Source organism: Burkholderia sp. MSMB1498, from assembly GCF_001526245.1.
GTDB classification, from domain to species: Bacteria; Pseudomonadota; Gammaproteobacteria; order Burkholderiales; family Burkholderiaceae; genus Burkholderia; species Burkholderia savannae.
On the sequence record NZ_LOYJ01000101.1, the window covers coordinates 265,799 to 291,911 of the forward strand.

The following is a 26,113-nucleotide window of genomic DNA, read 5'->3' on the forward strand; positions in this document are numbered from 1 at the left end:
CCCGCCGGGCCACGCCGTTCGCGCGCCGCGCGGCGCACGGCTTCCTCCCCTCTGCTGGTATACACCGGCGGGCCTCCGCCGGGCGGTTCTCAAAGTTTTCGTACCGACTGCCGTAAACCACTTAACGGCGGCCTCCCGGCCGTTCATTCGTGAGGGACAGGCAGTGCTGATTTTCGTGGGAACTCTCGTGACGTTGTTGTCCGTGTTCGGCGGCTACGCGCTGGCGGGCGGACACTTGGGCGCGCTCGTTCAGCCGGTCGAGATCTTGATGATCACCGGCGCGGGCGTCGGCGCGTTCATTCTCGGCAACGGCATCAAGACGATCAAGGCGACGCTGCGCGTGTTGCCCGCGCTGTTCAAGGGCTCGAAGTACAACAAGGACATCTATATGGAGCTGATGGCGCTCCTGTACGTGTTGCTCGCGAAGGCCCGCAAGGAAGGCACGCTCACGCTCGAGGCCGACATCGACGAACCCGAGAAGAGCCCGATCTTCACCCAGTACCCGAAGATTCTTGCCGACCATCACATCGTCGAATTCCTGACCGATTACCTGCGCCTGATGGTGGGCGGCAACATGAACGCGTTCGAGATCGAAAGCCTGATGGACGAGGAGATCGAGACGCACCACGCGGAAGGCGAAGGCCCCGCGCACGCGCTGATGCGCGTCGGCGACGCGATGCCCGCGTTCGGGATCGTCGCCGCGGTGATGGGCGTCGTTCACACGATGGCGTCCGCCGACAAGCCGCCCGCGGTGCTGGGCGCGATGATCGCGCAGGCGCTCGTCGGCACGTTCCTCGGCATCCTGCTGTCGTACGGGCTGATCGGGCCGCTCGCGAGCCTCGCCGAGCAGCGCGTCGCCGAGTCGACCAAGATGTTCCAGTGCATCAAGGTGACGATCCTCGCGAGCCTGAACGGCTACGCGCCCGCGATCGCCGTCGAGTTCGGCCGCAAGGTGCTGTTCTCGACCGAGCGTCCGTCGTTCGCCGAGCTCGAAGAGCACGTGCGCCGCGTGAAGGCGAAGTGAGCGCGAGAGGCCCGACATGAGCAAAGGCAAGGATCAGGCAATCATCGTCAAGCGGGTGAACCATCAGAAGAAGGGGCACCACGGCGGTGCATGGAAGCTCGCGTACGCGGATTTCATGACCGCGATGATGGCGTTCTTCCTGTTGATGTGGCTGCTGTCGGCGGTGACGCCCGTGCAGTTGAAGGGCATCGCCGAATATTTCAACACGCCGCTCAAGGCCGCGCTCTTCGGCAGCGGCGATCGCAACGCGGACGATTCGAGCATCATCAAGGGCGGCGGCCGCGACCTCTCGAGCATCGACGCCGGCACGACGCGCCGCACCGACGGCTCGACCAGTCTCGCCGAGCGCATCGTGAAGAAGAACGACGACGAAGCGCTCGCGCAGGCGCAGGGCTCGCTCGAGCGCCGCGAGCAGATGCGGCTGCACGACCTGCAGGTGAAGCTGATGGCGGCGATCGAGGCGAACCCGACGCTGCGCCAGTTCAAGCAGCAGATCCGCATCGATTCGACGCTGATGGGGCTGCGCATCGAGATCGTCGATACGCAGAAGCGGCCGATGTTCGCGATGTCGAGCGACGCCGTCGAGCCGTACATGCGCGACATCCTGCGCGAGATCGGCAAGACGCTCAACGACGTGCCGAACCGCATCATCGTCCAGGGCCACACCGACGCCGTGCCGTATGCGGGCGGCGAGGGCGGCTACAGCAACTGGGAGTTGTCCGCCGACCGCGCGAACGCGTCGCGCCGCGAGCTGATCGCGGGCGGCATGGACGAGGCGAAGGTGCTGCGCGTGCTCGGCCTCGCGTCGACGCAGAACCTGAACAAGGCGGACCCGCTCGATCCGGAGAACCGCCGGATCAGCATCATCGTGCTGAACCGCAGATCCGAGCTCGCGCTGATGCGCGACGACGCGACGACGACGACGCTGTCGTCCGACGCGGCCGGCTCGACACGCCTCGCGCAGCAGATCACGCCGCCCGGCGCGGCCGCCGCGCCGGGCGTGCCGGCCGCGCCGAAACCCTGACGCTTTCGAGAACACGCATTCGAGACAAGACATGATCCGAACCATTCTCGCCATCGACGATTCCGCCACGATGCGCACGCTGCTCAGCGCGACGCTCGGCGAAGCGGGCTACGACGTGACCGTCGCCTCGGACGGCGAAGTCGGGCTCGACGTCGCGCTGGCCACGCCGTTCGACTTGGTACTGACCGACCACTACATGCCGAAGAAGAACGGCCTCGACGTGATCGCGGCGCTGCGCGCGCAATCGGCATACGAGGCGACGCCGATTCTCGTCCTCACGACCGAGAACGGCGACGCGTTCAAGGACGCGGCGCGCACGGCGGGCGCGACCGGCTGGATCGAAAAGCCGCTCGACCCGGAAGCGCTGCTCGAGCTGGTCGCGGCGCTGTCGGCGTCGTCGAGCCTTTCGTGACGAACATGACGTTTTTATGCGGTGAACCGGCATGACTCTCGACATCACACAGTTCTATCAGACGTTCTTCGACGAAGCCGACGAGTTGCTCGCGCAGATGGAGCAACTGCTGCTGAACCTGGACGTCGCCTCGCCCGATCCCGAGGATCTGGCCGCGATCTTTCGCGCCGCGCATTCGATCAAGGGCGGCGCGGCGACGTTCGGCTTCACCGCGCTCACGGAAACGACGCACATCCTCGAATCGCTGCTCGATCGCGCGCGCAACCATGAGCTCACGCTGACGAAGGAAATGGTCGACGCGTTCCTCGAGACGAAGGACGTGCTGTCCGACCAGCTCGCCGACTACCGCGCGAGCGCCGAGCCGGACGCGGCCGCGGCCGCCGCGATCTGCGCGAAGCTCGAGCGGCTGAAGGCGTCGGCGAGCGCCGCCGCCGCCGCGCCCGCGGCAGCGCCGGCAGCATCGGCAGCACCGGCACCGGCGGCCGCTCAGCCGGCCGCGTCCGTCGCGGCGGCGCCTGCCGCTGCGGCCGCGCCGACGGCGGGCCTCTTCGGTGCGCCCGAGCATGTCGTCGAGCAGGCGGTCGAGGCCGCGCATCCGGCGCCCGGCGCGCCCGGCGCCGCAAGCGGCGGCGACGGCCCGCATCTGAAGATCACGCTGTCGGGCGTCGGCGACAAGGACCAGGAACTGCTGACCGAGGAACTCGGCAATCTCGGCCAGATCGTCGGCCGCGCGAAGACGGGCGACGCGCTCACGCTGTGGCTCGAGACCGACGTGTCGTCGGACGACATCATCGCCGTGTGCTGCTTCGTGATCGACGAAAGCCAGATCGCGATCGGCCGCGGCACCGCGCCGAGCGCGGGCGTCGCGCAACCGGACGTGGCCGCCGCGCCGCAGGCCGCCGAGCAGCCGGACGACGCCGAGCGGGAGCCTGCGGCGGCCGCATCGGCGGCGGAACCGGTGGCGACCGCCGCCGAAGCGAAGCCGGCCGCGCAACCCGCTGCGCCGAGCGCGCCCGCGGCGCCCGCCGCCGCGCCGGCCGCGGCATCGGCTCAGGCTCAGGCTCAGGCTCCGGCATCGGCATCGGTCGCACAAGCCGCCGCGCAAGCGGCCGCGCCGCATCACGACGACCGCAAGCCGCGTCCGGCCGCCGCCGCGAGCGCGGAGGGCAGCTCGATTCGCGTCGGCGTCGAGAAGGTCGACCAGCTGATCAATCTCGTCGGCGAACTCGTGATCACGCAGGCGATGCTCGCCGAGACGACGAGCGCATTCGATCCGGCGCTGCACGACCGCCTGTACAACGGCATGGCGCAGCTCGAGCGCAACGCGCGCGACCTGCAGGAAGCGGTGATGTCGATCCGGATGATGCCGATGGACTACGTGTTCAGCCGCTTCCCGCGGCTCGTGCGCGACCTCGCGGGCAAGCTCGGCAAGCAGGTCGAGCTCGTCACGTTCGGCCAGGCGACCGAGCTCGACAAGAGCCTCATCGAGCGGATCATCGATCCGCTCACCCACCTCGTGCGCAACAGTCTCGATCACGGCATCGAGACCGTCGAGGCGCGCCGCGCGGCGGGCAAGGACGCGGTCGGCCAGCTCGTGCTGTCGGCCGCGCATCACGGCGGCAACATCGTGATCGAGGTCAGCGACGACGGCGCGGGCCTGAACCGCGACAGAATCCTCGCGAAGGCCGCGAAGCAGGGGATGCAGATCTCCGAGAACATCAGCGACGACGAAGTGTGGAATCTCATCTTCGCGCCGGGCTTCTCGACGGCCGAAGTCGTGACCGACGTGTCCGGCCGCGGCGTCGGGATGGACGTCGTCAAGCGCAACATCCAGTCGATGGGCGGGCACGTCGAGATCACGTCGCAGGCCGGCCGCGGCACGACGACGCGGATCGTGCTGCCGCTCACGCTCGCGATCCTCGACGGGATGTCGGTGAAGGTCGGCAGCGAGATTTTCATCCTGCCGCTGAACTTCGTGATGGAGTCGCTGCAGCCTTCGGCCGAAGACATCTACACGATCGGCAACGGCGAGCGCGTCGTGCGCGTGCGCGGCGAATACCTGCCGCTCGTTGCGCTGCACGAGGTGTTCCTGGTCGACGGCGCGCGCACCGATCCGACGCAGGGCATCGTCACGATCATGCAGACGGAGGGCCGCCGCTTCGCGATGCTGATCGACGAGCTCGTCGGCCAGCAGCAGGTGGTCGTCAAGAACCTCGAGACGAACTACCGCAAGGTGTACGGCATTTCGGCGGCGACGATTCTCGGCGACGGCAGCGTCGCGCTGATCGTCGACGTCGCGGCGCTCAATCGCGATACCCGCACGACGCACGGCGCGCACGCGAGCGCCGCGCTCGCGGTGTCCTAACTTACGTCATCCATCGACCTGGGGGCTAACGTGTCCGAAGTCCAAACGAACCATCCGGCCGCGGCGAACGCGGCCAACCGCCGCGACGCCGAGCAGGGCGACGCGGCGGGCCAGGAATTCCTCGTCTTCACGCTCGGCGACGAGGAATACGGCATCGATATCCTCAAAGTGCAGGAAATCCGCGGCTACGACAGCGTCACGCGGATCGCGAACGCGCCCGAGTTCATCAAGGGCGTGATCAACTTGCGCGGGATCATCGTGCCCATCGTCGACATGCGCATCAAGTTCCATCTCGGCCGCGTCGACTACGACCATCAGACGGTGGTGATCATCCTGAACGTCGCGCATCGCGTCGTCGGGATGGTCGTCGACGGCGTGTCCGACGTGCTCACGCTGTCGAACGAGCAGATCATGCCGGCGCCGGAGTTCGGCGGCGTGCTGACGACCGAGTATCTGACGGGCCTCGGCACGGTCGACGGGCGGATGCTGATCCTGATGGACATCGAGAAGCTGATGACGAGCAAGGAGATGGCGCTGATCGAGACACTCGGCGCGTAAGCGGGCGCGAAGGACGCAACGGAACTACGGGGAGCTGACGATGCTGCACAACTGGTCGATCCGCACGACGCTGACGGCCGTCGGATTAATGCTGGTGCTCGTCGCCGCGCTGGTCGGCGGGCTCGGGCTGTACGCGCTCAATCACGCGAGCCGCTCGCTCGACGCGATCGCGCACGGCGACCTGCCGACGATCCACACGCTCGACGACGCGTCGTCGTACCTGCTGCGCTCGCGCGTCGCGCTCGACCGTTTCAAGACGCTGTCCGAGGCCGGCAACGCCGACGAGGCGCAGAAGGTGCTGTCACGCGCGCAGGAGCTGTACGCGAAGTCGACGCAGAACTGGCAGGCGTATCTCGCGGCGTCGAAGGAAGGCATCGACCAGGCGCTGACGGACGAGCTCGCCGCGCGCTACGCGACGCTCGCGAAGGAAGGCGTCGAGCCGGAGTTCGCCGCCGCGCGCGCGGGCGATCTCGCCGCATACCACGCGATCGCCGACACGAAGATCAGCCCGATGTTCGTTGCGTACGACAGCGCGGCGTCCGCCGTGGTCGCCGCGTATTCGAAGCGCGCGGAATCGCGCTTCGACACGACACAGGCGCGCATTTCGCTGATGATCGCGCTGATCGCGGCGGGCATCGTCGCCGCGTTCCTGATGGTGATCGGCATCCGCTTCGCGCTGCGCGGGCTCATCGTGCAGCCGCTCAACGTCGCGATCGCGCAGTTCGAGCGCATCGCCGAGGGCGACCTCGCGCAGGTGCCGCAGGTTGCCGGCAAGAACGAAATCGGCCGGCTGTTCCAGGGCATCGGCCGGATGCAGGCGGCCGTCGCCGAGATGGTGAAGGCCGTGCACCGCGGCACGGCGGCGGTCGACGCCGGCGCGCGCGAAATCTCGAGCGGCAACGCCGATCTGTCGGCGCGCACCGAATCGCAGGCGGCGTCGCTGCAGGAAACCGCGTCGAGCATGGAGCAGCTGACGGGCACCGTGCGCCAGAACGCGGAGAACGCGCGGCAGGCGAGCCAGCTCGCGGTCAACGCGTCCGACATCGCGACGCAGGGCGGCGAGGTCGTCGGCCAGGTCGTCACGACGATGCAGGACATCGCGACGAGCTCGACGAAGGTGGCCGACATCATCGGCACGATCGAGGGGATCGCGTTCCAGACCAACATCCTCGCGCTGAACGCGGCCGTCGAGGCGGCGCGCGCGGGCGAGCAGGGGCGCGGCTTCGCGGTGGTCGCGGGCGAGGTGCGCTCGCTCGCGCAGCGGAGCGCGACGGCCGCCAAGGAAATCAAGCAACTGATCGGCGACTCCGCGCACAAGGTGCAAAGCGGCTCGGCGCTCGTCGAGCGCGCGGGCGCGACGATGGCCGAGATCGTCCAGGCGGTGCGCCGCGTGACCGACATCATGGGCGAGATCAGCGCGGCGTCCGAAGAGCAGTCGACGGGCATCGTCCAGGTGAATCGCGCGGTGAGCCAGATGGACGCCGTCACGCAGCAGAACGCGGCGCTCGTCGAAGAAGCCGCCGCCGCCGCCGCGTCGCTCGAGGATCAGACGCGGCAGATGACGCAGATCGTGTCAGCGTGGCGCGTCGAGGGCGGGATCGCGTCCGCCGCGACGCCGGCTGCGTCGGCTTCGAGCGCACATGCGGGCGTGATTTCCGGCGCGACCGCGCCGGGCGCGCCGCGGGCCGCCGCATCCGCGTCGCGCGCGCCCGCCGCGAGCGCGGTCAGGACAACCGGCGCGGCCGGATCGTCGTCGGCTTCGGCCGCCGCCGCGCAGGCCGCCGCACACGGCGGGCGCACGGCGCACGGCGCGCCCGCCGCCGGGTCGCAAGCCGCGCCGCAAGCCGCGAAGACGTCTGCCGCCGCGCCGAAGTCGGCCGCATCGCCGGCGTCTTCCGCCTATGCACCGAAGCTCGCGAAGCCGGGCGCCGCCCCGCGCCCGACGACGGGCGCGGCCGGTGCCACGCAAGCCGCCGCCGCTTCCGCGTCCTCCCTCGCGCTCAAGCGCCCGGCGCTGTCGGGCGAGCCGAAGCCCGCGGTTGCCTCGGCGTCCTCCGACGACGACTGGGAAACCTTTTAAGCCATGATGCCCGCACGCGCCGCCTCTCGTTCCGACGCACTCGAACCGCAAGACCGGTTGGGCGACGCTGCGCGGGACTTCGAATTCACGTCCGCCGATTTCGCGAAGATTCGCGCGCTGATCCACCGGCGGGCGGGCATCTCGCTGTCCGAGCACAAGCGCGACATGGCGTACAGCCGCCTCGCGCGGCGCCTGCGCGCGCGCGGGCTCAACCGCTTCTGCGACTACCTCGAGCTGCTCGAGCGCGAAAACGATCCGGCCGAATGGGAAGCGTTCACGAATTCGCTGACGACGAACCTGACCGCGTTCTTTCGCGAATCGCACCACTTTCCGATCCTCGCCGAGTTCGTCAAGCGCCGCGAGCAGCCGGTGTCGGTATGGTGCTCGGCGGCGTCGACGGGCGAAGAGCCGTATTCGATCGCGATGACGCTCGTCGAGGCGCTCGGCGAATCGGCCGCGCGCTCGGCGAGCGTGCTCGCCACCGATCTCGACACGCAGGTGCTCGCGAAGGCCGAAGCGGGCGTCTACGCGTTCGAGCAGGTCAAGCACCTGTCGCCCGAGCGGCTCAAGCGCTTTTTCCTGAAGGGCACGGGCGCGCAGGCGGGCCGCGTGAAGGTGCGCCCCGAGCTGCGCGCGATGATCCGCTTCGCGCAGCTCAACCTGACCGACGCCGACTACGGTTTCACGAAGCCGTTCGACGCGATCTTCTGCCGCAACGTGATGATCTACTTCGACAAGCCGACTCAGGCGCAGGTGCTCTCGCGCTTCGAGCCGCTGATGAAGCCGGGCGGCCTGCTGTTCGCCGGCCATTCGGAGAACTTCACGTACGTGACGCAGGCATTCCATCTGCGCGGGCAGACCGTCTACGAACTGACGCGCGACGGGCATGGCGCCGCGCCGCGCGTGCGTTCGCGCATCGCCGCGACGGCGGCCGAGGAGGAACTCCGATGAGCGGGCTGCCGATCGCGACCAATCATTATTTCGACGCGCACTTTCACCGCCGCGGCGTGAAGCTGCTGCCGAACGAGTTCTACACGACGCGCGAGGACATGGTGCTCGTCACCGTGCTCGGCTCGTGCGTCGCCGCGTGCCTGCACGATCCGATCGGGCGGATCGGCGGGATGAACCACTTCATGCTGCCGGACGACGGCGCGGACCCGTCCGCCGCCGCGTCCGAATCGATGCGCTACGGCGCCTACGCGATGGAAGTGCTGATCAACGAGCTCATCAAGGCGGGCGGCCGCCGCGAGCGCTTCGAGGCGAAGGTGTTCGGCGGCGCGGCCGTGCTCGCGGGAATGACGACGATCAACATCGGCGATCGCAACGCCGATTTCGTGCGCCGCTATCTCGCGCTCGAGCGCATCCGCATCACGGCCGAGGACTTGCAGGGCGTGCATCCGCGCAAGGTCGCGTTCATGCCGCACACGGGGCAGGCGATGGTCAAGAAGCTGCGCGTGCAGGCACCCGACGTCGCCGAGCGGGAAGCCGCGCTCGCGCGCGAGGCGACCGGTTCGCGCGGCGAGCGCGCCGCCCGCGCGCGTGCGCACGTCGAGCTGTTCGGCACGCCCGCGCCCAAGGCGGATGCGAAGCCTCGCATCGAATTGTTCGGTACGCGGGCCGCGTCGCCCGCCACAAGAAAGCAGGAGGCTTGAACGCTGTGCAGAAGAAAATCAAAGTGCTGTGCGTCGACGATTCGGCGCTGATCCGCAGCCTGATGACCGAAATCATCAATAGCCAGCCCGACATGGAGGTGTGCGCGACGGCGCCCGATCCGCTCGTCGCGCGCGAGCTGATCAAGCAGCACAACCCGGACGTGCTGACGCTCGACGTCGAAATGCCGCGAATGGACGGCCTCGACTTCCTCGAGAAGCTGATGCGCCTGCGGCCGATGCCGGTCGTGATGGTGTCGTCGCTGACCGAGCGCGGCTCGGAAATCACGCTGCGCGCGCTCGAGCTCGGCGCGGTCGACTTCGTCACGAAGCCGCGCGTCGGGATTCGCGACGGGATGCTCGAATACGCGGAAAAACTCGCCGACAAGGTGCGCGCGGCGTCGCGCGCGCGCGTGCGGCAGAATCCGCAGCCGCACGCGGCCGCGGCGGCGGCCGCGCACGGCCCCGTCGGCGCCGCCGCGCCGCTCATCAACAATCCGCTCGTCAGCACCGAGAAGCTGATCATCGTCGGCGCGTCCACGGGCGGCACCGAGGCGATCCGCGAAGTGCTGACGCCGCTGCCGCCCGATGCGCCCGCCGTGCTGATCGCGCAGCACATGCCGCCCGGCTTCACGCGCTCGTTCGCGCAGCGCCTGAACGGCCTGTGCCGGATCTCGGTGAAGGAGGCGGAACACGGCGAGCGCGTGCTGCCGGGCCACGCGTACATCGCGCCCGGCCACGCGCACCTGCTGCTCGCGCGAAGCGGCGCGAACTACATCGCGCACCTGTCGGACGAGCCGCCCGTGAACCGCCACCGCCCGTCGGTCGACGTGCTGTTCCGCTCGGCCGCGCAGCACGCGGGCAAGAACGCGCTCGGCGTGATCCTGACCGGAATGGGCCGCGACGGCGCGGCCGGGCTGCTTGAAATGAAAAAGGCGGGCGCATATACGTTCGCGCAGGACGAGGCGAGCTGCGTCGTGTTCGGGATGCCCCGCGAGGCGATTGCGATGGGTGGCGTCGACGACGTCGCGCCCCTTTCCGACATGAGTCGCCGTATCATGGCGCGCCTCGCGTCGATGGGCGACCGCGTGCAGCGCGTGTAACCTAGGCGCCACCGTTACAGCACACGAATCAGGAAAGGAACAGACGATGGACAAGAGCATGAAGATTCTGGTGGTGGACGATTTTCCGACGATGCGTCGGATCGTCCGCAACTTGTTGAAGGAGCTGGGCTATTCGAACGTCGACGAAGCGGAGGACGGCCTGGCCGGCCTGGCGCGGCTGCGCGGCGGCGGCTACGACTTCGTGATCTCCGACTGGAACATGCCGAACCTCGACGGGCTCGCGATGTTGAAGGAGATCCGCGCGGACGCGGCGCTCACGCATCTGCCCGTGCTGATGGTCACGGCCGAGTCGAAGAAGGAGAACATCATCGCGGCCGCGCAGGCGGGCGCGAGCGGCTACGTCGTGAAGCCGTTCACCGCGGCGACCCTCGACGAGAAGCTCAACAAGATTCTGGAAAAGATGGCGAAAGCGGGGAGCTGACGTGAACGAGCCGATCCATGCGGCGCTTGCCGGCGCGAGTGCCGACGAACGCCTTGCCGACGCCGCCGACCTGGCGAGCGACCGTATTCTTGCGCGCATCGGCCAGCTGACGCGCACGCTGCGCGATTCGATGCGCGAGCTGGGTCTCGACAAGCACGTCGAGAAGGCGGCGGAAGTCGTGCCGGATGCACGCGACCGGCTCCGTTACGTCGTCGCGATGACCGAGCAGGCGGCCGAGCGCGTGCTGACCGCGATCGAAATCGCCAAGCCCGTGCAGGAGCGCTTGCAGCAAGACGCCGCGGCGCTCGACGCGCGCTGGGCGAAGTGGTACGAGTCGCCGATCGAGCGCGTGGAAGTGCGCGGCCTGATGGACGACACGCGCGCGTTCCTGCGCGCGCTGCCGGACGCCACGGGCGCGACCAACGCGCAGTTGCTCGAGATCATGCTCGCGCAGGACTTCCAGGATCTGACGGGCCAGGTGATCAAGAAGATCATGGACATGGTCTATCTGATCGAGCAGCAGTTGCTGAACGTGCTGGTCGAGAACATCGCGCCCGAGCGGCGCGAGCAGTTCGCCGCGACGGCCGCCGCGCTCGCCGCCGAGCAGGCGAGCGGCGCGATGACGCCGGAATCGCTGCTGAATGGGCCGCAAATCAATCCGGAAGGAAAGGCCGACGTTGTTCAGGATCAGGCGCAAGTCGACGATTTGTTGGCAAGTCTCGGATTTTGAACCGAAATGTTTTGCAATGATTGAATATTATCGAGACTAATGCCGATAGGTTTTTGACATAGGCGGCAGGCATACTACGCTCCTGGTCTGCAGGCTCTCGAGGGCTTTCTTTTCGCTTTCGATTGTCGATAATGAGCGGCGTGCGGCGCGCAGCACGCCACGCCGCCCGGCATGCAGAGCCTGAATTCGAGGAGGAATGGAGTGAGATCGAGTCGATTTCGCCGGATCGCCGCGACGGCGGCCGGCTTCATGTGCGCGTGGCTTGCCGCCGCGCCCGTCCACGCGGGCCTCGGCGGCGCGCCGATGACGCCGCCCGCGGCGGATACCGCAGCGACGGTGCGGTCGATGCAGCGCAGCATCCGCGCGGCGGGCGGCGCGCCGGCGGCCGCCGTCGGCTACACCGTGCGCGAAACGACGCTCGGCTCGGGCACCGTCGTACGCGAATACATTTCGACGTCGGGCGCCGTGTTCGCGCTGTCGTGGCAAGGCCCCGTCGCGCCGAACCTCTCCGATCTGCTCGGCGGCTATTTCCCGCAATACGAAGCGGGCGTGAAGGCGTCCCATGCCGCGCGCGGGCCGCGCGCGCCGGCCGCGATCGACACGAGCGGGCTCGTCGTCCACACGGGCGGCCACATGGGCTCGTATTCCGGTCAGGCGTGGCTGCCGCAGGCGCTGCCGGCCGGCTTCTCCATCAACGACATCCAGTGATCGCGCCGGGAGGGGACAGATCTTGCGCTTCCAACACACTCTGACTCGCTGGCTCGGCGCGCTGAGCCTCGCCGCGGCCACGGTCGCGCTCGTCGCCGCGTGCGGCGGCGGGGGCGACGGCGGCTCGAATGCGTCCGTGAACACGGGCTCGGGCGGCGGCAACACGTCCGCGGGCGGCGGCTCGAACGGCGGTTCAGGCGGCTCGGGCAGCTCGGGCAGCACGCCGCTCGCGTCGAACCAGGCCGCGATCACCGTCAGCACGGGCGTCGCGACCGTCGTCAACATGCCGACCGTCGACGTGACGATCTGCGCGCCCGGCACCTCGACGTGCCAGACGATCAACAACGTGCTCGTCGACACCGCGTCGTACGGGCTGCGGATCGTCAACACCGCCGCGTCGAACGTGCTCGGCAGCCTGCCCATTTCGACCGTGAGCAGCGGCGCGCTCGTCGAGTGCGGCAAGTTCGTGACGAGCTACACATGGGGCACGGTGCGCACCGCCGACGTGAAGATCGCCGGCGAGCAGGCGAGCTCGCTGCCGGTCCAGGTCATCGGCGATCTCGGCTCGTCCGGCGTGCCGACGTCGTGCTCGAACGGCAATTCGTCGTCGAACACCGCGGCCGACCTGGGCGCGAACGGCATCCTCGGAATCGGGCCCGCGCCGTACGACTGCGGCACGAACTGCGCGACGTCGACGCTCTACAGCAACTACTACGCGTGCCCGAACGGCAACACGAGCTGCCAGGTGACGACGGTGCCGCTCGCGCAGCAGGTAGCGAACCCGGTGCCGCGCTTTGCGACCGACAACAACGGCGTGATCGTCGCGATGAATCCGCCGTCGGGCGGCAACGCGACCGGCACGCTGACGTTCGGCATCAACACGCAGGCGAACAACGCGCTGCCGTCGAGCGCGACGGTGCTCACGTCGACCACCGCGGGCGACCTGACGGGCACGCTGCTCGGCCGCGCGGTCAGCACCGTGTTCTTCGATACCGGATCGAACGCGTACTTCTTCGATACGGGCGGCAGCACGGCGGTCCGACTGCCCGTGTGCAGCAACAATTCGTCGTTCTACTGCCCGACGACGGGCACGCAAACCACGACGCCCACTGTCGTCGGTCTGAACGGCGCGCAGGCGTCGCCGTCGATTTCGATCGACAATGCGAACTCGCTGTTCTCCACGTACCGCTCGGCCGTGCCGAACCTGGGCGGCCCGTTCGGCGACACGCGGGTGCTCGACTTCGGCCTGCCGCATTTCTTCGGCAAGACACTGTACTTCGGGATGGACCTGCGCGGCAGCGGCGGTCCGGCCCCTTACGTCGCGTTCTGACGCGACTGGCGCGCGGGCGGTTTTTCCGGACGCCCGCGCCGCGAACCCACCCCAAAAGGGCGCGAGAAATCGCGCCCTTTTTGCTTTCCGGCTACGGAAGCCGCGCCGCCGCCCGAGCCGCGAGCGCCTATCATCGTTACGTTGTTCCGCCGAGGAAGACAGACGAGGAGACACGTCATGACGGCACGCATGCAGCGCATCACCCCCTTCCTGTGGTTCGACGGCAACGCGGAGGAAGCGGCCACGTTCTACGTATCGGTGTTCGACGACGCGAAGATCACGCATGTCGCCCGCTACGACAAGGAGGGCGCGAACGCGTCCGGGCAAGGCGAGGGCGCGGTGATGACGGTCGCGTTCGAGCTCGACGGCCAGCGCTTCGTCGCGCTGAACGGCGGGCCCGTGTTCCGGTTCAACCCGGCCGTGTCGTTCGTCGTGAACTGCACGACGCAGGACGAGATCGACCATTACTGGCACCGGCTGTCCGAAGGCGGCGACGCGAGCGCGCAGCAGTGCGGCTGGCTCAAGGACCGCTTCGGGCTGTCGTGGCAGATCGTGCCCGTGCAGTTGCAGGCGCTGCTGACGGGCGACGATCCGGCGAAGGCGTCGCGCACGATGCAGGCGCTGATGCAGATGAAGAAGATCGACCTTGCGGCGCTGCAGCGTGCGGCGGCCGGCTGAGCGGCCGATCGGCCGGATGCCGTTCGCGCTGCCGACGCGCGTACGCAGCTCGTCGCAGAGGCCGACGCCGCGAAGTCGGCCGCCGCGCCGCCATGGGCGGACGCGCTCGCGGGCCGGCGCCGACTCGACGCCGTGACGCCGTGACGCCGCGCGCGACGAACCCGAAGGATCACGCGGAGCGCGTCGGCCTGTACGAAGGCGCGCCTTGCGGGCTGTCGCCCGCCGCGCGGCCCGATCGGCGGTTTCCGCACGTGTTTGCGCACGCGACGCCGATCGACGGGCCGCACCTCGCCGGCCAGACGACATACCCGGGCTTCGGCGTGGTGATGTCGATGCCGCCGGGCGTGTTCGCCGCCGGCGTGCTCGCGTCGCGCGCGTTGCACTGACCACGGCGCGGGCGGCGCAACGCCGCCTCCAGCGACGAAGGCCGCGGCAGCCGGGCGGCGCGCGCCCGCGCGTCGGCCGCGATTGCACGTTCGGCGTGAGCACACGTTCGCCGCGCACGCCGATCAAGCGCCGCATTCGCGATTCGCCCGCGATCCCACCCCAAAAACCGGCGATCGCCGCTTCGTCCGCCCCGTGCAACCGATTCCGAGAAATACCCCGGTTTCCCCGCTTTCCTCGACCGATCGCCCGTTGACCGCCGCGGGAATAATCGGTGTCACTGGAAAGCGGCATCCCGCCGCGCCCACATGGAGGCCCGCGTGGCAGAGGACAGCGATCTCGACCGGACAGAAGCCGCCACTCCCAAGCGCCGCGAGAAGGCGCGCGAGGAGGGGCAGGTCGCGCGCTCGCGCGAGCTGGCTTCGTTCGCGCTGCTGTCGGCGGGTTTCTACGGCGCGTGGCTGCTGTCGGGCCCGATCGGCGAGCACCTGCGCACGATGCTGCGCACGGCGTTCTCGTTCGATCGCGCGACCGCGTTCGACACGAACCGGATGCTGTCGCATGCGGGCGGCCTGAGCCTCGAGGGGCTCTACGCGCTGTTGCCCGTGCTCGCGCTGACGGGCGTCGCGGCGCTCGCCGCGCCGATGGCGCTCGGCGGCTGGCTCGTGTCGACGAAGACGTTCGAGCTGAAGTTCGAGCGCCTGAATCCGATCACGGGTCTCGGCCGCATTTTCTCGATTCAAGGCCCGATCCAGCTCGGGATGTCGATCGCGAAGACGCTCGTCGTCGGCGGGATCGGCGGCATCGCGATCTGGCGCAGCAAGGACGAGCTGCTCGGCCTCGCGACGCAGCCGCTCGACGCGGCGCTCGCCGATGCGCTGCATCTCGTCGCCGTGTGCTGCGCAATGACGGTCGCGGGGATGCTGGTCGTCGCGAGCCTCGACGTGCCGTACCAACTCTGGCAGTACAACAAGAAGCTGCGCATGACGAAGGAAGAAGTGAAGCGCGAACACCGCGAAAACGAAGGCGATCCGCACGTGAAGGGCAGGATTCGCCAGCAGCAGCGCGCGATGGCGCGCCGCCGGATGATGGCGAACGTGCCGACGGCCGACGTCGTCGTCACGAACCCGACGCACTTCGCGGTCGCGCTCAAGTACACGGACGGCGAGATGCGCGCGCCGAAGGTCGTCGCGAAGGGCGTGAACCTCGTCGCCGCGCGGATTCGCGAGCTCGCCGCCGAACACCATGTGCCGCTGCTCGAAGCGCCGCCGCTCGCGCGCGCGCTCTATCACAACGTCGATCTCGAGCGCGAGATTCCCGGCACGCTGTACTCGGCCGTCGCCGAAGTGCTCGCGTGGGTTTATCAGCTGAAGCGCTTTCACGCCGAAGGCGGGCCCGCGCCCGAAACGCCCGTCGATCTCGACGTGCCCGCCGAGCTCGACAAGGGCGCGCAAGTCGCGCCGGAAGACGAGCAGGAAGAGGCGCACGACGTGCTTGGCCGTCACGCCGCCGGAGGCGCCGCATGAACATGCCGGCCGCCCTTCTCGGCAAGCGCTCGCAGCTCTTCGCGGGCTCGAACCTGCGCGCGCTCGCGGGCCCGATCCTCATCTGCATGATTCTCGGGATGATGATCCTGCCGCTGCCGCCGCTGCTGCTCGATCTGTTCTTCACGTTCAACATCGCGCTGTCGGTGATGGTGCTGCTCGTCAGCATGTACACGATGAAGCCGCTCGACTTCGCGGCGTTCCCGAGCGTGCTCCTGTTCTCGACGCTGCTGCGGCTGTCGCTGAACGTCGCGTCGACGCGCGTCGTGCTGCTCGAGGGCCACACGGGCCCGGACGCGGCCGGCCAGGTGATCGAGGCGTTCGGCCACTTCCTCGTCGGCGGCAATTTCGCGGTCGGCATCGTCGTGTTCGTGATCCTGATGATCATCAATTTCATGGTGATCACGAAGGGCGCGGGGCGGATCGCCGAAGTGTCCGCGCGCTTCACGCTCGACGCGATGCCCGGCAAGCAGATGGCGATCGACGCCGACCTGAACGCCGGCCTCATCAACGAAGAGCAGGCGAAGAAGCGCCGCCAGGCGGTCGCGCAGGAGGCGGAGTTCTACGGGTCGATGGACGGCGCGTCGAAGTTCGTGCGCGGCGACGCGATCGCGGGCCTCATCATCATGGCGATCAACGTGATCGGCGGCCTCATCGTCGGGATGGTGCAGCACGACATGACGTTCGCGGCGGCCGGCACCAACTACACGCTGCTCACGATCGGCGACGGCCTCGTCGCGCAGATCCCGTCGCTCGTGATCTCGACCGCGGCGGGCGTGATCGTGTCGCGCGTCGCGACCGACGAGGACATCGGCACGCAAATCACGACGCAGCTCTTCACGAACCCGCGCGTGCTGATGATCACGGGCTCGATCATCGTGCTGATGGGTCTCATCCCGAACATGCCGCACTTCGCGTTCCTGCTGCTCGGCGCAGGCGCGATCTGGCTGTCGCGGACGATGGCCAAGCGCGAGGCCGCGAAGAAGGCGGCGGGCATGGCCGCGGAGATCGCGCCGCCTGCTGCGCTGCCCGCCGACAGCCACGAAGCGACATGGGAAGACGTCACGCTCATCGATCCGCTCGGCCTCGAAGTCGGCTATCGGCTGATCCCGCTCGTCGACAAGAACGCCGACGGCGAGCTGCTCAAGCGGATCAAGAGCATCCGCAAGAAGTTCGCGCAGGAAATCGGCTTCCTGCCGCCCGTCATTCATATCCGCGACAACCTCGAGCTGCGCCCGAACGCCTACCGGATCGCGCTGAAGGGCGTCGAGGTCGGCACGGGCGAGGCGTATCCGGGCCAGTGGCTCGCGATCAATCCGGGCCAGGTGACGGCCGCGCTGCCGGGCGCGCCGACGCAGGACCCCGCGTTCGGACTGCCCGCCGTGTGGATCGACACGGCGCTGCGCGAGCAGGCGCAGGTGTACGGCTACACGGTCGTCGACGCGAGCACCGTCGTGGCGACGCACCTCAATCATCTCGTCGTCCAGCATGCGGCCGAACTGCTCGGCAGGCAGGAAGTGCAGGCGCTCATCGAGCGGACCGGCAAGGACGCGCCGTCGCTCGTCGAGGACCTCGTGCCGAAGACGATCTCGCTCACGACGCTGCAAAAGGTGCTGCAGAACCTGCTCGACGAAGGCGTGCCGATTCGCGACATGCGCACGATCGTCGAGGCCGTGTCCGAGCAGGCGGGCCGCATCACCGATCCGTACGAGCTCACGGCCGCCGTGCGCCTCGCGCTCGGCCGCGCGATCACCCAGCAGTGGTATCCGGGCGCGGGCGAGATGCAGGTGATGGGGCTCGACGCGAATCTCGAGCGCGTGCTGTCGCAGGCGCTCGCCACGAATGCGAATCCGGGCCTCGAGCCGGGCCTCGCGCACGCGCTGCTGATCGGCACGCAAGACGCGATGCTGCGCCAACAGAACATGGGGCTGCCGCCCGTGCTGCTCGTCCAGCACGCGCTGCGCGCGATGCTCGCGCGCTTCCTGCGGCGCAGCCTGCCGCAATTGAAAGTGCTGTCCTACGCCGAAGTGCCGGACACGCGCACGATCAAGGTCGTTAACGTCATCGGGGGTACCGCTTGAACATTCGCAAATTCATTGGCCCGACGAGCCGCGACGCCCTGCGCCTCGTGCGCGAGGCGATGGGCGCCGACGCGGCGGTACTGTCCAACCGGACGCTCGACGACGGCCGCGTCGAGATCGTCGCGCTGCCCGCCGCCGAGCTCGCCGAAATCTCGACGCGCCGCGCGGCGGCGGACGCCGCGCACGGCGCGGCCCAGCCGCAGGCGCAAGCGCCGCGTCAGCCCGCGTCTTCGTTGTCGACGTTCGCGTCGCCCGCCGCATCGGTGGTCGTGCCGACCACCGCGTCGGCCGCGCGCTCGGCCGCGAACCCCTACGCATCGGGCGGTCTTCCCGACGTGTTTTCGTCGGTGTTCGGCGCGAGCGTCGACGCTTCCGGCGACGACGCTCGGCCCGCCGTCGCGCCACCGCCGGCCGCCCAGCCGCCCGCCGCGCCGTCCGAGCCCGCGCCGTGGCTCGTCGAGCACGCGAAGCGGCTGACGAAGCAGCACGAAGAGCTCGTTGCGCGGCCGCGCGCCGCCGCGGCGGCTGCGCAGGCACCGCGCGAGCGCGCCGCCGCGGACGAGCCGCCCGAATGGGCGCGCGACATCGTGCGCAACGTATCGCGCCGGCTGCCGGCCGATGATGCGGCGGCGGCGAAGCCGGCGCCGCGCTTGCCGGAAGACACCGCGGCCGTCGTCGCGGACGCGGTGAAGGCGCGCATCGAGCGCATCGTCAACGACACGGTGATGCAGGAGCTCGGCTCGCTGCGCGAGCTGATGGAAGAGCAGTTCGCGGGCCTGATGTGGAACGAGCGCCAGCGCCGCAATCCGGTGCACGGCGCGCTGACGAAATACCTGTTCGCGGCGGGCTTTTCCGCGCAGCTCGTGCGGATGGTCGTCGACAACCTGCCGGAGGGCGCCGGCTACGACACGCTCGACGCGGCGGCCGAGTGGGCGCATTCGGTGCTCGCGGCGAACCTGCCCGTGCTCGACAGCGAAGACGCGCTGATGGAGCGCGGCGGCGTGTTCGCGCTGATGGGCCCGACGGGCGTCGGCAAGACGACGACGACCGCGAAGCTCGCCGCGCGCTGCGTGATGCGCTTCGGCGCGAGCAAGGTCGCGCTGCTCACGACGGACAGTTACCGGATCGGCGGCCACGAGCAGCTGCGCATCTTCGGCAAGATCCTCGGCGTGCCGGTGCACGCGGTGAAGGACGGCGGCGATCTGCAGCTCGCGCTTGCCGAGCTGCGCAACAAGCACATGGTGCTGATCGACACGATCGGCATGAGCCAGCGCGACCGCACGGTGTCCGACCAGATCGCGATGCTGCACGGCGCGGACACGCCGGTGCAGCGCCTGCTGCTGCTGAACGCGACGAGCCACGGCGACACGCTGAACGAAGTCGTGCAGGCGTACCGCAGCGCGGCGGGCCACCCCGATCTCGCGGGCTGCATCCTGACGAAGCTCGACGAGGCGAGCAACCTCGGCGGCGCGCTCGACACGGTGATCCGCTACAAGCTGCCGGTGCACTACGTGTCGACCGGCCAGAAGGTGCCCGAGAACCTGTACGTCGCGACGAAGAAATTCCTGCTGAAGAGCGCGTTCTGCGCGCCACGCGAGGATTCCCCGTTCGTGCCGCACGACGACGATCTGCCGGCGATGCTGTCCGCGTTGAGCACGCGCGCCGGCAACGAACTGCACGAGGTCCGCTTTGGATAAGCGCATCACCGACCAGGCCGAAGGATTGCGGCGCCTGCTCGCCGGACGCGCGTCGCGCGTCGTCGCGGTGACGGGCGGACCCTCGGGCGTCGGCTGCACGTCGACGGTCGCGAACCTCGCCGCGGCGCTCGCCGCGCTCGGCAAGGACGTGCTCGTCGTCGACGAGCGCGCGAACGTCCGCTCGATCTCGGCGACGCTGTGCGGCTCATGGCTGCGCGACGGCGAGCCGGTGCGTCACGAGCTCGGATTCTCGATATGCGGGGCGTCGCGGCTCGCGCGCGGCGGCTACAGCGACGCGCAGATCGAGGCGCTCGGCGACGGCGCGGCGGACATCGTGCTGATCGACGCGCAGCTCGACGCGAACGGCGCGCTCTCCGGGCTCGCGCGCGACGCGCACGACGTGCTCGTCGTCACGCGCGTGTCGGCGTCGGCGATCACCGAGGCGTACGCGTGCATGAAGCGGCTGCACTACGCACACGCGCTCGCGCAGTTCCGCGTGCTGACGAATCACGTGCAGAGCGCGGCCGACGCGAAGGCCGCGTACGAGAACCTCGCGGGCGTCGCGAGCCGCTATCTGCGGGTGTCGCTGTCGAACGCGGGGTGCGTCGCGGCCGATCCGCTGATCGAGCGCGCGCGCGGGCTCGCGCACACGGTGGTGGACGCGTTTGCGTCGGCGGCGGCGGCGCGCGATTACCGGCAGATCGCCGCCGATCTGCTGTATTGGCCGATGCGCCCCGGTTCTGGCGTCGGCCGGGTCCGGACGGGAAGTTCGGCGTTTGAACGAGGCGCGGCTCATGCCGCCTGAACGCCACGACGAAGAGAGGGCACGATGTACAACGCTCAAGGCAAGATTTCCCAGGACGAAGTGCTGACGCAATATGCGCCGCTCGTGCGTCGTCTCGGCCTGCAGCTCGTCGCGAAGATGCCGGCGAGCGTGGATCTCGACGACCTGATCCAGGCCGGCATGATCGGCCTGCTCGACGCGGCGAGCCGCTACAAGGAAGACCAGGGCGCGCAGTTCGAGACTTACGCGACGCAGCGGATTCGCGGCGCGATGCTCGACGAGCTGCGCAGCAACGACTGGCTGCCGCGCAGCCTGCGCAAGACGTCGCGCGAGGTCGAGCACGCGGTGCACCAGGTCGAGCAGCGGCTCGGCCGCGCGGCGAACGAGACGGAGATCGCCGAGCACCTGCAGATGCCGCTCGGCGAATTTCAGTCGATGCTGCAGGATCTGCACGGCAGCCAGCTCGTCTACTACGAGGATTTCGACCGCTCGGCCGACGACGAGCCGTTCCTCGACCGTTACCGCGCCGACCACGCCGATCCGCTGTCCGCGCTGCTCGACGAGCATCTGCGCAGCGCGCTCGTCGACGCGATCGAGCACCTGCCGGAGCGCGAAAAGCTGCTGATGTCGCTGTACTACGAGCGCGGGCTGAACCTGCGCGAGATCGGCGCGGTGCTCGAGGTGAGCGAATCGCGCGTGTGCCAGCTGCACAGCCAGGCGGTCGCGCGGCTGCGCGCGAAGCTGCGCGAGCTGGCGTGGGTCGGCACGGAGAGCTGAGCCGGCCGGGCGGCGACGGGCGCAATGCACGGGAAGCGCGCGCGCGTCGGCGAGGCCGGCAAAATGCCGCGCGAGCGCTCCGCTTGCACGATAGGAAAATTTCGTCTCGATTTGCTACAATCCCACCTCGTTTCCGAGGAGCGTTGCGACGGGCCCCGCCCGCCAGGCTCGGAAAGGGTCAACCGAGCGGTGTGTCGGCGCAGCATCGTCGCGTAGCGGCGATCGTTCCCGCCGATGACGCCCGCTTACTTGAACGGCGCTCACGTCACAATTTTCTAGAACTTTTTTAGAAAGGAGGGCGTGATGAACGCCGCTGTCATCGATTCCAATTCCGCACAAGATTACGTCGTCGCCGATATCGCGCTTGCCGGCTGGGGCCGCAAGGAGCTGAACATCGCCGAGACCGAAATGCCCGGCCTCGTGCAGATCCGCGACGAATACAAGGCGCAGCAGCCGCTCGCGGGCGCGCGCATCGCCGGTTCGCTGCACATGACGATCCAGACGGGCGTGCTGATCGAGACGCTGAAGGCGCTCGGCGCGGACGTGCGCTGGGCGTCGTGCAACATCTTCTCGACGCAGGATCACGCGGCCGCCGCGATCGTCGAGGCCGGCACGCCCGTCTTCGCGTTCAAGGGCGAATCGCTCGACGAATACTGGGAGTTCTCGCACCGCATCTTCGAATGGCCGAACGGCGAGTTCGCGAACATGATCCTCGACGACGGCGGCGACGCCACGCTGCTCCTCATCCTCGGCTCGAAGGCCGAGAAGGATCGCTCGGTGATCGCCAAGCCGACCAACGAGGAAGAAGTCGCGCTCTTCAAGTCGATCGCGCGCCACCTCGAAATCGACGGCAGCTGGTACTCGAAGCGCCTCGCGCACATCAAGGGCGTGACCGAAGAAACCACGACGGGCGTGCACCGCCTGTACCAGATGGAAAAGGACGGCCGCCTGCCGTTCCCGGCGTTCAACGTGAACGATTCGGTGACGAAGTCGAAGTTCGACAACCTGTACGGCTGCCGCGAGTCGCTCGTCGACGGCATCAAGCGCGCGACCGACGTGATGATCGCGGGCAAGATCGCGCTCGTCGCGGGCTACGGCGACGTGGGCAAGGGCTGCGCGCAATCGCTGCGCGGCCTCGGCGCAACCGTGTGGGTCACCGAAATCGATCCGATCTGCGCGCTGCAGGCGGCGATGGAAGGCTACCGCGTCGTGACGATGGAATACGCGGCCGACAAGGCCGACATCTTCGTGACGGCGACCGGCAACTACCACGTGATCGGCCACGATCACATGAAGGCGATGCGCCACAACGCGATCGTCTGCAACATCGGCCACTTCGACTCGGAAATCGACGTCGCGTCGACCCGCCAGTACCAGTGGGAAAACATCAAGCCGCAGGTCGACCACATCATCTTCCCGGACGGCAAGCGCGTGATCCTGCTGGCCGAAGGCCGCCTCGTGAACCTCGGCTGCGCGACCGGCCACCCGTCGTTCGTGATGTCGAACTCGTTCACGAACCAGACGCTCGCGCAGATCGAACTGTTCACGCGCGGCGGCGAGTACGGCAACAAGGTGTACGTGCTGCCCAAGCACCTCGACGAGAAGGTCGCGCGCCTGCACCTCGCGCGCATCGGCGCGCAGCTCTCCGAGCTGTCCGACGATCAGGCGGCCTACATCGGCGTGCCGAAGGCGGGCCCGTTCAAGCCGGATCACTATCGTTACTGATATCTTGATCCGTACCCGGCGCGCGGGCGCCGGGCGGCCGCCCGCCTGACGTCCGCCGCGCGCGGCGCGCCGGCGGGAACAATCCGCCGCCCGGCGCGCCGCATGTTCTCATCTTCCGGGGCGGCCGCGCACGGCCGGATCGTCAACGCAGAAGGAGCAACACATGACCGTCATCCTGACCTGGATCATCAACGCGCTCGCGCTCTTGATCATCACGTACCTCGTACCGTCGATCCACATCAAGAGCTTCGGCACGGCGCTCATCGTCGCGGTCGTGCTGGGCCTCATCAACGCGGTGCTCCGGCCGATCCTGATCCTGCTCACGCTGCCCGTGACGATCGTCACGCTCGGCCTGTTCATCCTCGTCGTGAACGCACTGTGCTTCTGGTTCGCGGCGTCGCTGCTGAAGGGCTTCGAAGTGTCGGGATTCTGGTCTGCGTTCTTCGGTTCGATCCTGTACAGCATCGTGTCGTGGCTGCTGTCCGCCCTGATCTTCGGTCAGCGCAACATCGGCTGACGGGGTGACACCTGAATCATGAACCCGATCGAACTTTCCTTTGAATTCTTTCCGCCGAAGACGGCGGAAGGCGTCGACAAGCTGCGCGCGACGCGCGCGCAACTCGCGCCGCTGCAGCCGAAATTCGTGTCCGTCACGTTCGGCGCGGGCGGCTCGACGCAGCAAGGCACGCTCGACACCGTGCTCGACATGCAGAAGGCGGGGCTCGAAGCCGCGCCGCACCTGTCGTGCATCGGCTCGTCGAAGGACAGCCTGCGCGCGATTCTCGATCAGTACCGCTCGCACGGCATCCGCCACATCGTCGCGCTGCGCGGCGATCTGCCGTCCGGCATGGGCGAGGTGGGCGAGCTGCGCTATGCGTCGGAACTCGTCAGCTTCATCCGCGCCGAGCACGGCGACTGGTTCCACATCGAAGTCGCCGCGTATCCGGAATACCACCCGCAAGCCCGTTCGCCGAAGGCCGATCTCGAGAATTTCGCGCGCAAGGTGAAGGCGGGCGCGAACGCCGCGATCACGCAGTACTTCTACAATGCCGACGCGTATTTCCGTTTCGTCGAAGACGCGGCGAAGCTCGGCGTCGACGTGCCGATCGTGCCCGGCATCATGCCGATCACGAACTTCTCGCAGCTGATGCGCTTTTCCGAGATGTGCGGCGCGGAAGTGCCGCGCTGGATCGCGCGCCGGCTCGAGAGCTTCGGCGACGACAAGGATTCGATTCGCGCGTTCGGCGCGGACGTCGTCACGGGGCTTTGCCGGCGGCTCATCGACGCGGGCGTGCCCGGCCTGCACTTCTACACGCTGAACGGCGCGGCGGCGACGAAGATCGTCTGCGAGCGGCTGGGGCTCTGAGCCGGCCGGCGCGCGAGCCGCGCATCGGCCAGTACGACGAGGCGAAACCTTCGGGTTTCGCCTCTTTTTTTGCGCGAAACCGCGTGAGCGGCCAGGCGGAAGCGGCTGGCGCGGCGCACGGCATGTGGCGCGCAGCCGCCGTTGCGCCGGCCGCGCGGCTCACCCGTGCGCGCGCACGAGCGGCGGCCGCTTGTCGAACCACGGGCGCGCGAGCTCGAGCTGGCGCGCGAGCGTGAAGAGGCGCGCGTCGTCGCCGTGCCGCGCGACGAACTGAACGCCGACCGGCAACCCGCGCGGCGTCCAGTGCAGCGGCACCGACATCGCCGGCTGGCCGGTCAGGTTGAAAAGCTCCGTGCAGCCCGCCCACGAGAACGCCTTCTCCGACACCTCCGCGAGCATGCGCTTGAGCAGCGGTTTCATCGGCAGTACGCCGAGCAGCTCCATCTGCCGCGTCTCGAACGGCGTCGGCTGCATTTCGCCGATCTTGATCGGCGGCGCGGCGAGCGTCGCGCACAGGATCACGTCGTAGCGCGACACGAGGCCCGCGACGCGCGCGGTGATCTGCCGCTGCAGCTCGAGCGCGTGCGGCAGCCGCTCGCGCGCGAGCCGACGGCCGACCTGCGCCATCGCCCATGTCGCCGGCTCGAATTCGGCGCGCTCGGGCTTGCGTCCCGTGATGTTCTGCGCGCCGAGCACGAGCTCGGCGGCAATCGCGGCCCAGATCGTCAGGAATACTTCGCTGATCTGCGCGAAGTCGAGATTCAGCGAGGTCGGCTCGACGTTGTGCCCGAGCGACGCGGCGAGCGATGCGGCGCCGTCGAGCGCGTCGCGCACGTCGGCGGACAGCGCCGGCGCGAGCATCGGGTCCGTCACATAGCCGATCTTCAGCGAAGGCGGCGGCGCGTCGAGCGCGCCGAGATACGTGCCGGGCGCGCCGGCGCCGTCGAAGCGGCCGGGCGCGGCGCGCCCGGTGGTGATGTCGAGGAGGAGCGCGCTGTCGCGCACGCTGCGCGAGACCGCGTGCTCGACGACGATCTCGCCCGGCACCGGCCACGGCGAGAGCGCCGGATCGCGCGACGGCTTGAAGCCGAACAGGCCGCAGCACGACGCGGGAATCCGGATCGAGCCGCCGCCGTCGGACGCGTGCGCGAGCGGCACGATGCCTGCTGCGACGGCCGCCGCCGCGCCGCCGCTCGAGCCGCCCGGCGTGTGATCGAGGTTCCACGGGTTGCGGCATACGCCGAACAGCGCGGACTCGGTGTACGGCATCTGCCCGAGCTCGGACGTGTTGGTCTTGCCGAAGATGTTGAGCCCGGCCGCTTTCGTCCGCGCGATGAGCGGCGAATCGTCGGCCGGCACGTAATGGCGATAGTGGCGGCTGCCGAGCGACAGCGGCAGCCCGCCCACCGCGGAGCCGAGATCCTTGACGAGATACGGCACGCCGGCGAGCGGCCCGTCGAGCGCGCCGCTCGCGGCACGCTCGCGCGCGGCCGCGTAGTCGTTCAGCACGATCGCGTTGAGCGCCGGATTGAGCGCTTGCGCGCGGCCGATCGCGGCATCGAGCAGCTCGCGGGCGCTGACCTCGCGCTGCGCGACGAGCCGCGCGAGCCCGATTGCGTCGTGAGACAGGTAGTCGGACTGCACAGTCATCC

Annotated in this window: 24 protein-coding genes and 1 riboswitch; of the genes, 23 read left to right on the top strand and 1 reads right to left on the bottom strand. The window is 68.8% G+C overall.

Features of this window, described 5'->3' with window-relative positions; genetic code table 11:
- Positions 1-163: 163 nt before the first annotated feature.
- The 23 genes from motA to metF all read left to right on the top strand — a co-directional run bounded on the left by motA (position 164) and on the right by metF (position 24,461).
- Positions 164-1,024 (top strand): flagellar motor stator protein MotA, encoded by an 861-nt coding sequence (gene motA / locus WS91_RS22730; protein ID WP_038752308.1) that lies wholly within the window; start codon positions 164-166, stop codon positions 1,022-1,024.
- Positions 1,025-1,040: 16 nt separating this feature from the next.
- Positions 1,041-2,048, top strand: a complete 1,008-nt coding sequence (motB, locus tag WS91_RS22735; RefSeq protein WP_038752311.1) for a flagellar motor protein MotB — start codon at positions 1,041-1,043, stop codon at positions 2,046-2,048.
- 31 nt (positions 2,049-2,079) lie between these two features.
- On the top strand, positions 2,080-2,460 hold the full coding sequence (locus WS91_RS22740; RefSeq protein ID WP_059578062.1) for a response regulator: 381 nt from the start codon (positions 2,080-2,082) through the stop codon (positions 2,458-2,460).
- 31 nt (positions 2,461-2,491) lie between these two features.
- Positions 2,492-4,825, top strand: coding sequence for a chemotaxis protein CheA (cheA, locus tag WS91_RS22745; protein WP_059671058.1), 2,334 nt, complete (start codon positions 2,492-2,494; stop codon positions 4,823-4,825).
- Positions 4,826-4,855: 30 nt separating this feature from the next.
- Positions 4,856-5,383, top strand: coding sequence for a chemotaxis protein CheW (gene cheW / locus WS91_RS22750; RefSeq protein WP_038752319.1), 528 nt, complete (start codon positions 4,856-4,858; stop codon positions 5,381-5,383).
- 40 nt (positions 5,384-5,423) lie between these two features.
- Entirely contained in the window at positions 5,424-7,463 is a 2,040-nt protein-coding gene (locus WS91_RS22755) for a methyl-accepting chemotaxis protein (RefSeq protein ID WP_059671059.1), read from the top strand.
- Positions 7,464-7,466: 3 nt separating this feature from the next.
- Positions 7,467-8,414 carry a CheR family methyltransferase gene (locus WS91_RS22760; RefSeq protein ID WP_059671060.1) on the top strand — a complete coding sequence of 316 codons (948 nt, stop codon included), beginning with the start codon at positions 7,467-7,469 and terminating at the stop codon, positions 8,412-8,414.
- On the top strand, positions 8,411-9,115 hold the full coding sequence (gene cheD / locus WS91_RS22765; RefSeq protein WP_038746572.1) for a chemoreceptor glutamine deamidase CheD: 705 nt from the start codon (positions 8,411-8,413) through the stop codon (positions 9,113-9,115). Before WS91_RS22760 ends, cheD begins: the two co-directional genes overlap by 4 nt.
- Before the next feature lie 5 nt (positions 9,116-9,120).
- Positions 9,121-10,215 (top strand): protein-glutamate methylesterase/protein-glutamine glutaminase, encoded by a 1,095-nt coding sequence (locus WS91_RS22770; protein WP_186448554.1) that lies wholly within the window; start codon positions 9,121-9,123, stop codon positions 10,213-10,215.
- Positions 10,216-10,261: 46 nt separating this feature from the next.
- Positions 10,262-10,657 (top strand): chemotaxis response regulator CheY, encoded by a 396-nt coding sequence (gene cheY / locus WS91_RS22775; protein ID WP_038746577.1) that lies wholly within the window; start codon positions 10,262-10,264, stop codon positions 10,655-10,657.
- 1 nt (position 10,658) lies between these two features.
- Complete coding sequence (gene cheZ / locus WS91_RS22780) at positions 10,659-11,387, top strand: protein phosphatase CheZ (protein WP_038746580.1); 729 nt, start codon at positions 10,659-10,661, stop codon at positions 11,385-11,387.
- A gap of 201 nt (positions 11,388-11,588) precedes the next feature.
- A complete protein-coding gene (locus WS91_RS22785) occupies positions 11,589-12,095 on the top strand; it encodes a DUF2844 domain-containing protein (protein ID WP_059671061.1) in 507 nt (168 codons plus the stop codon).
- A gap of 22 nt (positions 12,096-12,117) precedes the next feature.
- On the top strand, positions 12,118-13,425 hold the full coding sequence (locus tag WS91_RS22790) for a DUF3443 domain-containing protein (RefSeq protein WP_059671062.1): 1,308 nt from the start codon (positions 12,118-12,120) through the stop codon (positions 13,423-13,425).
- 177 nt (positions 13,426-13,602) lie between these two features.
- Entirely contained in the window at positions 13,603-14,103 is a 501-nt protein-coding gene (locus WS91_RS22795; protein WP_038746588.1) for a VOC family protein, read from the top strand.
- Between the two features lie 140 nt (positions 14,104-14,243).
- The gene (locus WS91_RS22800; protein WP_059578072.1) at positions 14,244-14,489 is read left to right on the top strand and encodes a hypothetical protein; all 246 of its coding nucleotides are present in this window, start codon (positions 14,244-14,246) and stop codon (positions 14,487-14,489) included.
- Between the two features lie 318 nt (positions 14,490-14,807).
- On the top strand, positions 14,808-16,013 hold the full coding sequence (gene flhB / locus WS91_RS22805) for a flagellar biosynthesis protein FlhB (protein WP_059671115.1): 1,206 nt from the start codon (positions 14,808-14,810) through the stop codon (positions 16,011-16,013).
- Positions 16,010-18,112 (top strand): flagellar biosynthesis protein FlhA, encoded by a 2,103-nt coding sequence (flhA, locus tag WS91_RS22810; protein WP_059671063.1) that lies wholly within the window; start codon positions 16,010-16,012, stop codon positions 18,110-18,112. The genes flhB and flhA overlap by 4 nt, the downstream gene beginning before the upstream one ends.
- Positions 18,109-19,809, top strand: coding sequence for a flagellar biosynthesis protein FlhF (gene flhF, locus WS91_RS22815; RefSeq protein ID WP_038746596.1), 1,701 nt, complete (start codon positions 18,109-18,111; stop codon positions 19,807-19,809). The genes flhA and flhF overlap by 4 nt, the downstream gene beginning before the upstream one ends.
- The gene (locus tag WS91_RS22820) at positions 19,802-20,614 is read left to right on the top strand and encodes a MinD/ParA family ATP-binding protein (RefSeq protein ID WP_059645465.1); all 813 of its coding nucleotides are present in this window, start codon (positions 19,802-19,804) and stop codon (positions 20,612-20,614) included. The genes flhF and WS91_RS22820 overlap by 8 nt, the downstream gene beginning before the upstream one ends.
- 24 nt (positions 20,615-20,638) lie before the next feature.
- Positions 20,639-21,370 (top strand): RNA polymerase sigma factor FliA, encoded by a 732-nt coding sequence (locus WS91_RS22825; RefSeq protein ID WP_038746602.1) that lies wholly within the window; start codon positions 20,639-20,641, stop codon positions 21,368-21,370.
- A 129-nt stretch (positions 21,371-21,499) separates the two neighbouring features.
- Positions 21,500-21,639: riboswitch (S-adenosyl-L-homocysteine riboswitch) on the top strand.
- Between the two features lie 34 nt (positions 21,640-21,673).
- On the top strand, positions 21,674-23,095 hold the full coding sequence (gene ahcY / locus WS91_RS22830; protein ID WP_038746605.1) for an adenosylhomocysteinase: 1,422 nt from the start codon (positions 21,674-21,676) through the stop codon (positions 23,093-23,095).
- A gap of 163 nt (positions 23,096-23,258) precedes the next feature.
- Positions 23,259-23,612 (top strand): phage holin family protein, encoded by a 354-nt coding sequence (locus WS91_RS22835; RefSeq protein WP_038746608.1) that lies wholly within the window; start codon positions 23,259-23,261, stop codon positions 23,610-23,612.
- A gap of 18 nt (positions 23,613-23,630) precedes the next feature.
- A complete protein-coding gene (gene metF, locus WS91_RS22840) occupies positions 23,631-24,461 on the top strand; it encodes a methylenetetrahydrofolate reductase [NAD(P)H] (RefSeq protein WP_059645469.1) in 831 nt (276 codons plus the stop codon).
- Positions 24,462-24,620: 159 nt separating this feature from the next.
- On the opposite strand, the gene WS91_RS22845 is transcribed toward metF, so the two are convergent.
- A complete protein-coding gene (locus WS91_RS22845) occupies positions 24,621-26,111 on the bottom strand; it encodes an amidase (protein ID WP_059578083.1) in 1,491 nt (496 codons plus the stop codon).
- Between the last annotated feature and the right edge of the window lie 2 nt (positions 26,112-26,113).